The 12611-nt window shown below is 65.1% G+C and carries 16 protein-coding genes; 11 read left to right on the plus strand and 5 right to left on the minus strand.

Features of this window, described 5'->3' with window-relative positions:
- The first annotated feature begins 155 nt into the window (after positions 1 to 155).
- From K3U94_RS10585 to K3U94_RS24130, 8 genes are all read left to right on the plus strand, one after another.
- Positions 156 to 464 (plus strand): DUF732 domain-containing protein, encoded by a 309-nt coding sequence (locus K3U94_RS10585; RefSeq protein ID WP_220696435.1) that lies wholly within the window; start codon positions 156 to 158, stop codon positions 462 to 464.
- Between the two features lie 268 nt (positions 465 to 732).
- Entirely contained in the window at positions 733 to 1065 is a 333-nt protein-coding gene (locus K3U94_RS10590; RefSeq protein ID WP_220696436.1) for a DUF732 domain-containing protein, read from the plus strand.
- A 14-nt stretch (positions 1066 to 1079) separates the two neighbouring features.
- Positions 1080 to 1337: a hypothetical protein gene (locus K3U94_RS10595; RefSeq protein ID WP_220696437.1), complete on the plus strand. Its 258-nt coding sequence runs from the start codon at positions 1080 to 1082 to the stop codon at positions 1335 to 1337.
- Complete coding sequence (locus K3U94_RS10600; RefSeq protein ID WP_220696438.1) at positions 1334 to 1696, plus strand: DUF732 domain-containing protein; 363 nt, start codon at positions 1334 to 1336, stop codon at positions 1694 to 1696. Before K3U94_RS10595 ends, K3U94_RS10600 begins: the two co-directional genes overlap by 4 nt.
- Before the next feature lie 526 nt (positions 1697 to 2222).
- Entirely contained in the window at positions 2223 to 2570 is a 348-nt protein-coding gene (locus K3U94_RS10605; RefSeq protein ID WP_220696439.1) for a hypothetical protein, read from the plus strand.
- Between the two features lie 31 nt (positions 2571 to 2601).
- Positions 2602 to 3108: a tyrosine-type recombinase/integrase gene (locus K3U94_RS10610; RefSeq protein ID WP_220696440.1), complete on the plus strand. Its 507-nt coding sequence runs from the start codon at positions 2602 to 2604 to the stop codon at positions 3106 to 3108.
- Between the two features lie 2 nt (positions 3109 to 3110).
- The gene (locus K3U94_RS10615; RefSeq protein WP_220696441.1) at positions 3111 to 3485 is read left to right on the plus strand and encodes a hypothetical protein; all 375 of its coding nucleotides are present in this window, start codon (positions 3111 to 3113) and stop codon (positions 3483 to 3485) included.
- A 368-nt stretch (positions 3486 to 3853) separates the two neighbouring features.
- On the plus strand, positions 3854 to 5032 hold the full coding sequence (locus K3U94_RS24130; RefSeq protein WP_267878354.1) for a PGRS repeat-containing protein: 1179 nt from the start codon (positions 3854 to 3856) through the stop codon (positions 5030 to 5032).
- 326 nt (positions 5033 to 5358) lie between these two features.
- Here K3U94_RS24130 and K3U94_RS10630 read toward each other — a convergent pair whose 3' ends face one another.
- Positions 5359 to 5568 (minus strand): cytochrome c-type biogenesis protein, encoded by a 210-nt coding sequence (locus K3U94_RS10630; protein ID WP_220696443.1) that lies wholly within the window; start codon positions 5566 to 5568, stop codon positions 5359 to 5361.
- 381 nt (positions 5569 to 5949) lie between these two features.
- Here K3U94_RS10630 and tcmP point away from each other — a divergent pair, with 381 nt between their 5' ends.
- Positions 5950 to 6948, plus strand: coding sequence for a three-Cys-motif partner protein TcmP (gene tcmP / locus K3U94_RS10635; protein WP_220696444.1), 999 nt, complete (start codon positions 5950 to 5952; stop codon positions 6946 to 6948).
- Here tcmP and K3U94_RS10640 read toward each other — a convergent pair.
- From K3U94_RS10640 to K3U94_RS10655, 4 genes are all read right to left on the minus strand, one after another.
- Positions 6945 to 7691 carry a DUF5131 family protein gene (locus tag K3U94_RS10640; RefSeq protein WP_220696445.1) on the minus strand — a complete coding sequence of 249 codons (747 nt, stop codon included), beginning with the start codon at positions 7689 to 7691 and terminating at the stop codon, positions 6945 to 6947. The genes tcmP and K3U94_RS10640 overlap by 4 nt on opposite strands.
- 115 nt (positions 7692 to 7806) lie before the next feature.
- Positions 7807 to 8700, minus strand: coding sequence for a protein NO VEIN domain-containing protein (locus K3U94_RS10645; protein ID WP_220696446.1), 894 nt, complete (start codon positions 8698 to 8700; stop codon positions 7807 to 7809).
- Between the two features lie 61 nt (positions 8701 to 8761).
- A complete protein-coding gene (locus K3U94_RS10650) occupies positions 8762 to 9772 on the minus strand; it encodes a hypothetical protein (RefSeq protein ID WP_220696447.1) in 1011 nt (336 codons plus the stop codon).
- A 69-nt stretch (positions 9773 to 9841) separates the two neighbouring features.
- Positions 9842 to 11308 carry a serine/threonine-protein kinase gene (locus tag K3U94_RS10655; RefSeq protein ID WP_220696448.1) on the minus strand — a complete coding sequence of 489 codons (1467 nt, stop codon included), beginning with the start codon at positions 11306 to 11308 and terminating at the stop codon, positions 9842 to 9844.
- 448 nt (positions 11309 to 11756) lie between these two features.
- Between K3U94_RS10655 and K3U94_RS10660 the strand changes: the two genes are divergently transcribed.
- Positions 11757 to 11963: a hypothetical protein gene (locus K3U94_RS10660; RefSeq protein WP_220696449.1), complete on the plus strand. Its 207-nt coding sequence runs from the start codon at positions 11757 to 11759 to the stop codon at positions 11961 to 11963.
- A 154-nt stretch (positions 11964 to 12117) separates the two neighbouring features.
- Positions 12118 to 12579, plus strand: a complete 462-nt coding sequence (locus K3U94_RS10665) for a hypothetical protein (RefSeq protein WP_220696450.1) — start codon at positions 12118 to 12120, stop codon at positions 12577 to 12579.
- Positions 12580 to 12611 lie beyond the last annotated feature (32 nt).

A 12611-nucleotide genomic window follows, 5' to 3' on the forward strand; every position in this document is an offset into this window, starting at 1 on the left:
GCTGACCCAGCTCCGATCGCGGGGCTGCGACCGGGCCAGTTCCTGCGCATCCCGGTGGACCGCTGTCGCGGGAATGCCGCCAATCCGCCGCGCGAAACCACGGACGTCCGGCGATACTGGACGATCGAGCGTCAGCAGGCGGCGGAAGGAACGTGATGAAACGGGTCGTGCGGGCGGCAGGAATCGGTATCGCGGCGCTGGGACTACTGCTCGGAACGGCGGGGGTGGCGCAAGAGGACGACGCGTCGTTCATCTCTAGCATCCGCGGCAGCGGGGTTCGCGTCGCTTCGATGAACGACTCGACACTCATCGGCCTTGGACACATCATGTGCTCGTCATTGAGAGAAGGGTCCAGCCTGGATACAGTGGCGGGGTTCCCGGCAGGCATCCTTGTAGATGGCCACGGTATCGCCGTTGCGGCGCAACACGAACGCTGCCCCGACACTCTCGGATCTGCGCAGTGAGAACCGTTCTGACGATGGCGACCGTGTTTGCCGCCGCTGTCCTGCTCGGCGCACCGCTCGCTGTGGCTGACGCTCGACAGGACTTCCTCGACCAATACCACGCCGCTGGCGCACACCAGACATTCTCTGACGACCAGCTCGTTTACGTCGCGGAAAGCTATTGCGAGCAGAAGTCACGTAACGCCGGAGCCTGGTGGTACGGGCAACCCTGGACGCCAACATTCTCTCCGTCCGCAGTCGCACACATCGCAGACCACACGCTGTGCCCGTGACCGTGTCAACGAAAGGAACCGCGATGGGACGGATTGCGAAGGTGCTCAACGCTGGTGTGGCCGCGGCGGGGCTGCTGCTCGGAACCGCAGGGGTGGCGCAGGCCGATGAGCAGTCCTACTTGGACCAACTCAATGAGACTGGCGCGGCGAACGTTTACAGCTCATCTGCGAATCGCCTCACAATCGGCCGAAAAATCTGCGACAACATCAGACTGGACGGAGACCCTCGCGCCGGATTCAATTACGTCACCAACGCGAAGGTTTCTCAACAGCTGATCGACATCGCGCAGCATGAGCTGTGCCCCGACACCATTGGATCTGCGCAGTGAGAACCGTTCTGACGATGGCGACCGTTCTTTCCGCCGCTTTGTTTCTCGGCGCGTCGCCCGCTGCGGCTGACGCTCGGCAGGACTTCCTCGACCAGTACCACGCCCGCGGCGCGTATCAGATCGTCTCTGACGAGATGCTCATTTACTGGGGCACCATGTATTGCCACGACCAGGCGGACGGGAATGGCGCACTGTGGCGTGCCCCTGCGCCCAACCTGACCTACTCGACGATTGACCTCGTCGAGATCGCAGACCAGACGCTATGCCCGTGACCGTGTCAACGACAGGAACTGCAATGGGACGAATTGCGAAGGCGCTCAGCGCTGGCGTGGCCGTGATGGGGTTGCTGTTCGGAGCAGCGGGGATGGCGCAGGCGGATGAGCAGTCCTACATGGACTACCTGTTCGCCCATGGCTTCACTTACCACCGCGGCGCGGATGCAGCTCCGGTGACGATCGAGTGGGGGCATTGGGTATGCGACAAGATCCATCGGGCTGGCAATCCACGCGACGGCCTTATTCTGCTTGACAACCTCCCACTCACCGACGTGATGATCGAAGGAGCGCAGCACGAGCTATGTCCCGACACCCTCGGAGGTTCCGATCCAGCACCTGTCAGCGAGCCGAGCTAATGAGACGAATCGTGTGGATCAAAGCTCTACTCGCTGCTGTGCCAGCCACCCTGTTCCTTGCCGCTCCTGCACCGGTCGTCCATGCCGACGGTGCGTGTACCGCTCTAGCGAACGACTATGACGCCTACAACGAGTGCGTGTTCAAGGAGCACGTGTACTGCAAGACCACCGGCGATCCCTGGTTCAACCCGACCCTCACCTGCAAGTATTCCGACGGCGGCCGGGATGAATGCCTCATGCACTTTGTGCCGTTCTCCGGCGGAAAGGTTGCTGACCACAGCTGCACATATGTCCCGGCCGGTGCCGAGTCGGCACCCCCAGCAGGTGCAGCTCCGGAACCAGCACCCGCCGGCGAACCCGCGCCCTCTCAGCCGTAACCGCAGCTCACCCGAACCGCTGCTGCGCCGCCGCGCCGCTGATCCCGAGCGCGGATCCGATCAGCGGCCAGCTGTCCGCCGCGGCTCAGTTGCGGGTCGCCCGCCCGGGGTGACTAGCGGCAGCTCAGAAGCGCTGTTAACTTTCTCGCATGGCTTCAGTTCCGATCGATCCCGCGAAACTCGCGGTTCGCCCGGCGCTGCTGGACACCCACGCCACCCAGGTGGCGAACGCCACCGAGGTGTCGCGCACCTTCGCCGCTCGTCATGCCGGCTACGTCGGCGAATGCTCCGCTGCGTGGGCCGGCGACTCCGCGGAAGCGCTGGCCGAGCTCGGTGCGCACTGGGAATCGACCGATGCGCGGCTGCACGGGCGGATCGCCGCGTTCTCCGCGGCGATGCGCGAAGGCGGCCGGCTCTACACGGCGGCGCCGGGAGAAGAGGAACGAAACTCGCGCCGTCGACTGGCACACGATCGACCGGCTCTGCTCGCGCCGTGACGTTCCGCTCCGGGACAAGGCCTTGTTCCGGATGCTCTACGAGACTTCGTCACGTGCCAGCGCCATCCTGCAGCTGAACGTCGAGGATCTGGATCTGCGGAACCGATCGGCGGTGATCACGCAGAAAGGCGGGCATCAGATTCAGGTCGCGTGGGGTGACGGAACCGCTGCGATCCTCGGCCGGCTCGTCGCCGGCCGGAACTCCGGGCCGGTTTTCTTGACCGATCTGCCGGCCGGGCCGCGTCGGGCCGCCGCAACCAAAGCCCGCGACATCGACCACGACACCAGCCGAACCCGGCTCAGCTATGGACGGGCTCGGGCGCTGATCGAGCGCTACACCGGCGGCGAGATCACCCTGCACCAGCTGCGGCACTCCAGCTTGACCCACCTCGCCGAGGCCGGCGTCGGCACCACGACGCTGATGGCGAAGAGCGGGCACGCCAACTTGCGGTCGTTGCAGCGTTACGCCCGGCCGAGCTTCGCAGCGGTGCAACAGGCGACCGAGCTTCTGTCGGATCCACCGACAAGGAAGGGATGACCATGACCACCACCGAGACCGCCGCGCCGCTGACCCGCGCCGAGACTGCCGCGCTGCTGGGCGGTGCCGGCGGGCTCTGCGCCGGGATCGCGCATTTCAGCGGCAATGGCACTTTGACCTGGCTGGCGATCGCCCTGCTGGGTGTGGCCGCGGCGATGGGGTTCTCGACCGGGTGGGTGTGGGGCCTGGTCCCGACCGCCCCAGCGGCGGCGCCGGCATCGCTGGTCGGGATGCGCGTCGCGTTCGGCGGAGGCGTGTACACGATCATCGACGCCTCGGCGCCGTCGGTTGCGGCGGCGCAGCGCGGCGGCGGAGGAGCGGGAGTGGGGTGTGGCTGGGGCTGTGGCGGTTTAGGGGCGATGTCGCTGACCTGCTGATAGTGGCGGCAAGTTGTCGAGGTGCAGATCCTCATTCACTTGATGCTAAGGTTCTGGCCAGGGTTTCTTGAGTTGGCAGGATCGCGGCCTGTGGGTGCGGAGAGGACATCACAGGTGGTCAAGCTGTTTACGTAGGCCATCCCTGATTGGCGGATTGGGTCGAGACGACCGGTCGCGCGGCCTGCCATCCATGTTTTCCATAGAAAATCCTGTGTATCTAACGCGGCGTGACCGCGACCGAAAACTGGAGGTTTGACGAGATGGCCGAACGGCACCGCTCAAAGTTCGACCGAGCTTCGTGCACCACGAACGCAGGGCGCCGCGGGTTCGTATTCGCGGCAGCGTTGGGCGCGGCCTCGGCGTTCGGCATGGCCGCAATGCCAGCAGCGCAAGCAGATGACTCGGCCTGGTTCGATTCCGTATTCGACCTCTCTTCGCACGTTGACATGTCGATCACCTGGGAGTGGACCCAAACTGCCGGAGAGCTGAGTGGCATCGGCAGTGCGGATGCGACCGGCGGGCTGGTCGAGTCGATCTACCTCATGCTGCATGGCGCTGTCCAGACCTGGATTGACAGCGCCTTCGGTCAGACGGTCAATGGGGTCATCAATAGCTTCGCTCCGGAGTCCGCGGACGCCTGCGGTTTCATCTGCAACGGCACTGATGGGACGGCTTCCGATCCTGATGGCGGTAACGGCGGGCTCTGGTTGGGTGACGGTGGCGACGGTTGGAGCAATATCGACGGTGGTGACGGCGGCAACGGCGGACACGCCGGGTTCTTTGGAAACGGCGGTGACGGCGGGAACGGCGGCGACGGCATACTCGGTCAGGATGGCGGTGATGGCGGCCGTGGGGGCTGGGGAGGCAGCTTCGCTGGTATTGGCGGCGACGGCGGGAACGGCGGCGCCGGCGGTACGGGTATCGCAGGCTCTTTCATCACTAGTGACGGTGACGGCCGGAGTGGCGGGAACGGCGGTGACGCCGGTGCCCGTGGTAACCGATACGAACTCGCCGGCAACCTTTACAGCACTCTGGCGAATTCGTCTGGCAACTACGGTGAAGTTGGTTCGGGCGGTGTTGGTGGCCGCGGCGCGGATGGCACTGCCGAACACCCCGACGGCGGTAACGGCGGCCAGGGTGGTATTTCAGGCAGGTTCGACGCGGGGCCAGTGAGTTTTCCTACAGGCCAGCACGGAGACGGCGGTAGTGGCGGCAACGGCTGGTCCGCTGCACTGGGCAGCAACGCATCAGGAGGGAACGGCGGCAACGGCGGCTTAGGTGGTGGTTACGCCAACACTTCAGCGGGTTACGCGGGAGATGGTGGGACCGGCGGAAGCGGTGGCACCGGCGATGGTGTGGGGTTCAACGGCGGAAACGGCGGCAACGGCGGAAACGGCGGCGTTCCCCCAATTAGCGGCAACAGGGGCGACGGCGGTAACGGTGGCAACGGCGGCAACGCTACGAACGGCGCACACGCCGGTCAGGGCGGAAGCGGCGGCCAAGGCACTGTGGATGGTTCGCCAGGCTCGCCGGGACAAGACTTCTAGTGACATGAACGGCATGGGCGCCGGCTCGTCGCTGATCGCGATATAGGCGGCGGTGGCCTGTGGGTAGCCACCCGGCGCAGGACTGTCACAGTTGCACGCATTTCCCGTCGGCGTCGCGGCACCACATTCCGTTGAAGTCACCGCAGCGGAACCGATCCAGCGCCGCTTCTCCTCCGGGCTGATCGGGTGCAGTCGCAGTGCCCACCGCCCGAGGACCGCGGCAGCGTCGCCGGCGGCGGCCAGCTGGGCGTCGAACGCAGGCAGGTCAGCGGGAGAGACGGCGGCGAGGCGGGCGCGGATTGTGGCGGCGACGGCGGGGGTGGGGGTCAGGTAGTCGTCCGCCCCTGCATCTGTTCGCGGACATCGGCGCGGACATCGTCGGCATCGAGCTCCACGCCGGTCTCCTTTTTGTACTCCGCGACGAGATAGGCCACTGCCTCGTCTTCGGTTAGGCCGTCCGGGATGTTGATCGTCCGGTCGAACTGCTCATGGACCTGCTTGATGAGCTCGGCGGCGAGATCGTCGGAAGAGGACATGGTCATCCTTTCTGTGGCGGTAGCGCGAGTGTAGGACGATGCTGCGACAGCATCGGGACCAGCTCGAAGTAACGCACCATCAACCGCTCGAACACCGTGCCGCGCTCAGAGTTCGACGGCGCAGCGTTTCGATCACCTGGTGAATCGAACCCATTCTGCTCCTACACATCGCCGGCTGCGCCTGTAGACCTTATGCAATCGGGCAGACGGCTTTGCCGGATCAGGGGGAGTCGGTGGAGGTGGTCAATGCGGCGCGTCGACACACGCATCGCCGTAGCTCGTGCTTAACCTGCAAGAGCAGCTCTCCCGGCGCTGAGCGGGCGGTACGTCCGCTTTGTCGATGCTGTTTCAGCGGGGAGCGGGCGGGGAGAGGATGGCGTGTTGGCGAGTCGCGGCTGGGGGCCTTGGTCCCGGATCAAACTTGAGGCCCTCGCGGATTACCTGACGGCCTTCACGATCGCGTCGAAATCAGCCGGGCATACTCTGTACCTCGATCTGTTCGCGGGAGCACCGGACAACTTTGAACGGGGCACCGGCAACGTCATCCTCGGCTCTGGCCATCGCGCTCTGTCTACGGACCCACCCTTCGACCGCGTCGTGCTCTGCGAACTCCAACAGCGCACCGCGGAGACTCTGCGGAAGACGTTGCAAGACGCATACCCGGGCCGAGATCTGGTGGTGCTGCCCGGTGACTGCAACATCGAGATCCCGAAGCACCTCGATACTTACGACTACAGTTGGCGGCGCGGCGCTGCGGTCTTCGCCATGGTCGATCAGTTCAGTGCCGAGATCACTTGGGAGACTCTCCGTTACCTCGCCAGCTGGCGACAGAACAAGCGGGGGTTCAAGGTCGAGTTATGGCTGTACTTCGGCCACGCACTATTGCCGCGCGGCCTCCAATTCACTGGCGACGAACCTGACCCCGAATATGCCCAGCGGGTGGACCGCATGTTCGGGACAACTCAGTGGCGCGAGCTTTGGTACGCGCGCAGAGATGGGGTGCTCAATGCTGAACAGTTCCGCGACGAGCTAGTCAACCTGATGCGATGGCGACTGGAGAAGGAGTTGGGCTACGCCACCACCATCCCGCTGGAGTTCACCAACACCAACGGGCAGCCGATCTACACGGTGATCTTCGCGACATCGAATGCCACCGGCAACAAGATCATGGAGTCGGTGTTCGCCAAGCACGGTGTCGCGTTGGAGAAGATGCGCGCGACCAGGAAGGTCGAACGGCGGTTGGCGAAGGACTCCGACGAAGGTCTGTTCGGGACTGACGAGCTTGTCGACTTGGTTATCAAGACGTCGGTACGTGAGCCGCTCGCTCCGCCCGTCGAACCCCTGCGGTACTCGCCTGACGAGGACGCCGGGGGTCACTAACCCGTAGCGGCCTCGGGCATCTCGTCCCACAGCTGGCCATCGAGCTCGCGGCCAAGAGCCTTCGGTGTCCGGCCGCCCCACTGCTTGAAGAAGAACGGCACGTTGGCTTCGGTGCACGCGTCGCGGATCCCACGAGCCCAGCCGAGCTCCATCGGCCGGTAGCGAGGACCGGATTCACCGCCGGCGATCACCCATCCGATGCCGGTGAGGTCGATGCCGTCGAGCGGGCCGAGCAGCGGCTCGCACGACAGGAACCGCACCGCGGCGGGCACCTGGCGAAGGTCATCGACGCGCTGCAGCACCTCGGCGCTCTCCACCGATACGCCCATCCAGAGGTTGTCCGGCCAGTCGAGCTTGTCGGCCACGCGACGCAGCCGCAGACTGCGCTTGGTCAGCACCTGATAGGTGTGCTGCGGGGTGTCGCGGCAGACGTCGAACACGTCGCGGATGAAGTCCAGCGGGACCTTCGCGTGGAACAGGTCGCTCATCGAATTCACGAACACAACGCGCGAATTGCGCCACCGGTACGGCTCGTCGAGGGCCTGCGGATGGACCGTGACGCCGAAACCCGGGCCGGAAGTCCGCGGGTCGCCGTCGACCTGGTACTTCGCCGAGCCCATGGCTTTCAGCCGCTTCGCGAGTGTCATCGCGTAGCAGTGGTCGCATCCCGCTGACACGCGGTCGCAGCCGGTGACGGGGTTCCAGGTGGCCTCGGTCCACTCGATCGCCGAACGATCAGCCATCGTGGTCTCCTCACCTGGGGTTTTCTTCTCGCTGCGTCACTCTATGATCAGCCACTGACGGTTTGAGTGTGGCGTTTGTGGCCAGTGTGTCGCAAGTGGCTAGCGGCCGGGCAGTTCACCGTGGACCGGTGAACCGGCCCCGGTACTGGACCGGCCGAAGCTCGAAGTGCGACTCGGTGACCGGACCGTCGTGTTCGGTCAGTGTCGCCTCGCCGCTGTCGAGATCCATCGCGTGGAAGATCCAGATGGAGTACCGATCCGGGTGCCTGAGCGAGTGCTCGACTTCGCCGGCCGTGATGAAGAAGGCGGGCTCGGGCGAACGCGTTCCCTTGACCTCGATGTAGCGCGTGCCTTCGACTGGGTGCTGGACCTCGATGTCGAACCCGGGGTTGTTGTGCGGCATCTGCGTGACCGCAGCCGTGGGCCAGCGTCTCGTGGCCTCATCCATGGCGTGCTCCATCGCCATCTCGTCGACCTGCTGACGCTCCGCGGCGCTGGCGTATCCCAGCTCATCGACTTCGTCAGTCGAGGCGCTGTCCGGGGCAAGGACTGGCTCTGGTTCGGGTTCGTCGAGCTCGGCTGCGGGCTCAGGCGGGGTGGGGGACCGCAGCGGTGGGGTTGTGGATTTGGACGAAGAGTCGAAGCCGTACTTGCACCGCAGCGGTTCGACCCCGGTATCGAGCTCATGCTCCGTCCGTAGCCGGTTGAGCCGGGTGTTGATGTGCTCTCGCAGCCCGTCACTCATCTCGCCGCGGAAGTGCAGAAGCGCCCGGAGCGCGTCGGCGTCGAAGTCGGCCTGCGTCTTGTTGGCGGCGAACTGCCCGTCGATCACGCGGTGAACGGAGCGCCGGCAGGCGCGGACCCGTTGCTGCTGGACGTCGAGTTCGTTGGCGGTGTCCTCAACCGTCCATCCGGCTTCGTCGTAGAGCAACTGTGCGCCGTAGTGGCACTGGGCGCGGCGGAGGTAGCCGGCGATGTCCTCGCGGTAGGGGTTAGCGGTGTCGGGCACGGGCTCAAGCGTCGCACGAGGCGAGGACGGGGCTCGGGCCGGCGACGGTTGCGCCAGGCCGCTAGTCCGGCATGGGAATGATTCGGGGCAGGTTTGCGTCCGCGAACAACGGTTCGCCTATCTCGCGGTTCGCTCGTCGGTGCGCGGATTCACTCTTTCCGGCGCGGATCCGTTGTTCGGCAGTCTCCCCGCTGTCGCTCAGATCGACTTGCCGGGGCAAGGTCTCAGTGTTCGGAGCTCCCGCAACGAGGGTGGGGATCAGGATGTCGGCGATGAAGTCATGTATCTGCGAAAGCTCTGCCCCTGGCACTACCCATTCCGCGCGTTCGGGGCGCTGAATATGGACTGCTGTCCGAGCGGTTACGCCGACAAGAGTGCCTTCCTCCACGTCGCTGGCAACGACGTCGCCTTCGTTGATCTCTTTCCATCCCAGGTCTTGGGCTATGAACGGTAGGTCGTCACGGGTCGCAATTGACCTGCACGCGACGGGGCGGATCATGCGGTGCTTGTCCTCGTTGGAATAACCCTGGAGCAACAGCAGTGGATGAACCCCGTCGTGGCTGGTGCCGCCCATCATCTTCGCCAGTCCGATTGGGATCGACATGATGACGGTGCGGTCTGCAAAGGGCTGCGCACTCTCGATCCGCTGGTTGAGTGTGGTTCCGGGACCCAGCTCGGGCACGTGCTTGGCGATCTTCTTCGACCACTCCGCGAAACTGTCGGCCGATTGGCGTATCGGCATTTCAACCTTCCTAGCCTGGGCCGGAGGCAAGGTCGAGCCGCGTGCTTTCTCGACGAGGTGGAAAACCACATTGTCGATAGCCGCGCGCAGGTGATTGACGGCTTCGCCGAACAGCGTCGTGATGGCGGGTGGTACGGGCCGGATCGCGGAAACAGTGAGGTCCAGCAGCCCTTCGTCGTTCCACACCTGCGCAAAGCCGAGTGCTCGGCTCGACCATTCCAAGCACAGCTTCTCAAGCTCGTACTGAAGTTCATCGGCGCGGGCCAGGCGCAGGGCGACCGGGGAGAGCTCAGCGGGCAACCAATCGAGCGCTGATGAAGTCTGCGTCACGGCTAACAGTCAACATGAGCCGGTACCGATGACGCAGCTGCCGTGGGGCGGTCGTGAGTGCCGGGGCGCTCACCAGGTCCAGATCAGGTCACCACTCGGGCCAGCCTTGCAGGTCACGAGCCCGTCACTTGCCACGACACGGGCGCGTGCCCCGGGCTCAGTGCACGCCGTACCTGCTTCCACTGCGGGGCGGGATTGGTGGGTCAGGTCCCTCCACGCACCCGTCATCGCACTGCAGTACAAGGTGCCATCAGCCGTCTCCTGGTTGTACTCCGCCGGAGTGCACGGCATTCCTTCGTACGGCACGGGAGCTGCCGCAACCGTCGTCGTCACCGTGGTCCATGGCGTCGGCGCCAAAGTCGGCGTTGGCGTACTTATGGGCTCGGGCGCTGGCAACAACGTCGGCGGCGGTACAGCGCTCGTGGTGGTCGCCGTGGTTGTCACCGTCGCGCTCGGAGTGGGCGGAGCGTCGACGCTCTTGTCCCCTCTCGTCGCGTAAATGCCCAGCATCACCGCAGTGAGTGCCAGCATCGCTACCACTGCGGCGAAGATTGGGAGGCGGGACTTCGGCCGCGCCTGCGTGCCCTCGCTCGTCTTCCGCAGCAAAGTCGGAGCAGCCGCGTCAACACCGACTCTGTTCGGCAACGTCGCCGCTGCCAGCGTCGGAGCGGACGCCGGGAAGTGCACCTCGCCGGCGGAGGCCACCGCCTGGAGGGCGGTGACGAACTCGGCGCAGGACTGATATCGGTCGTCGGGGTTCTTCGCCAGCACCCGCTCGAACACTGCATTCATGCTTTCCGGCAGATGCGCGTTGACCGTGCTGATGGGCGGCACCGGCTTGGTCAGGTGCGCGGACATCGTCGAGGCGATCGACGTTCCCGTGAACGGCGGCTGACCCGCGAGCAGGTGGAACGCAGTGCAGCCCAGGGAGTAGATGTCCGACCGGTTATCGACCGCTTCGCCTTCGATCGCCTCAGGGCTGATGTACTGCATCGTTCCGATGGTCATCCCAGTGGAGGTGAGTGAGGTCGATTCACCGGCAGCCTTGGCGATGCCGAAGTCGGCGAGCTTCACTGACTCGATCACCGGGCCGTCGTCGGACTCGTCGATACCGACGAGGATGTTCGCGGGCTTGACGTCGCGGTGGGTGATTTTCTGCTTGCGCCATGCGTAGTCCAGCGCTGCGGCGGCGCCAGCGATCAGAGAGGTTGCGAGGTTTGTGTCGAGCGGGGTGCCAGCTTTGAGCAGCTGCGCGGTGTCAGTGCCGTTGACGTATTCCATCGTGATCCACAGCCGACCGTCGAACTCGCCGCGGTCGTGCAGCGTGACGATGTTGGGGTGCGAAAGCTGCGCCAGGAGATCGGCTTCGCGCTGGAACCGCGCTTTGAAGTCGTCGTTGCGGGATACACCGGAGTCGAGGAGCTTCAACGCGTCCCGACGCGGAAGGCGGGGGTGTTGCACCAGGAATACCTGGCCCATGCCGCCGGCGCCGAGCTCACGAATCACCCGATAGCTAGCGATCTCGGTGATGTCCACGCGGTGAGTTTGGCAGGCAAGAGGCGGAGGAGGCGCGCTGCGCCCCTACTTCTCCGCCGGCTTCGGCCCCGTCCGCACCGCCCGCAGCCTGACCCAGCTCCCGGGGCTGGACCGGTCGGGGCGGGGTGGGGGGGTGGGTTCATCACGGCTGGGTGAGGAGGGGTTGGATGAATCGCGGTGCGAGTCGCGGTACAGGTACCAAATCGATTCATGCCCTTGACCTGCGGTGATATGCCAATCGCACCAATCGCGGCATTTTTGCGTCAACACTGCTCGGTGGCGTGAGTGCAGCTGTTTTTGCTCGCGGTTGACCCCGGCCTCTTGCAGGGTCCCGGCCTGAACCATCCAGCACGTCGAGCAGCACCCCCTGCTGCGTCGGCGCCATCGGTCGTCCGATCTGGCTGGCCGACAGTGGCTTTCCGACCGCGAGGCCTCGATCGTCGCTGGGATGCGGAGGCTCCTCGAGCACGCCGGTCTGGTCGTTGAGCCGGCGGCCGCACTCGGCCTCGCGCCGATCACCCAGGACCGCGACCGCTTCGCTGGCCGACAGATGGTCACCATCGTGTGTGACAACAACGTCGATATGGATGCCTACGGACGTTGGGTTCGCGCGGCCTCGTTGGGACGAGTGGCGGCAGCCCAGAAGTGCTGTTAACTTTCTGGCATGGGTTCGGTGCCGATCAACTCCGCGACGGCCGCAGGGTTCAAATCCGGTCAGCCCGACAGTCAGCCCGACAGAGGTCAAAGGGTAGGCCGATGGCGACCGCGTCGGCGGGCGACGGTCGTCCGTTGGGGTTACTTTGACGTCCATGACGAACGAAGAACGACTCCGGCAGATAGCCAGGGACGTATTCCCGGACTGGTCGCGGCCGCCCAGGATTGTGGTGGAGCAGATCGGCGAGCTGGTTAGGCGGTGGCCGGTTGAAGGCTTCGCCCGCGAGAAGCTGCCAGACCACGGGTGCCGTCTGGTGTGGATCGACCGGCACGTGATCGGACAGTTGGACTACATCGCCGACGCTGCGGAGGAGCAGAATCTGGCTGCGGTGATCCGGCCGCTCAGCCAGGTCGCTGGGGTCGACGTCAACGCTTATGGTTCGGCGGACGGTTTCGGGGAGCGGACGTACCGGCGTGCAATGCGGGTGCGTTTCGCATCGGCGGATCCGATCGAGGTCGACACAACCCAACACACCAACGACAGCCTTCGTGGCCATGCCGACCGGTTCATCGATCGGGTACTGGACGCACTGGCGGGCGCACCCGCCGGGGAATAGGTGCCGGCTCAGTAGAGGACCGCGCCCGAGTT

It is taken from the genome of Mycolicibacter heraklionensis, from assembly GCF_019645815.1.
GTDB lineage: Bacteria > Actinomycetota > Actinomycetes > Mycobacteriales > Mycobacteriaceae > Mycobacterium > Mycobacterium heraklionense.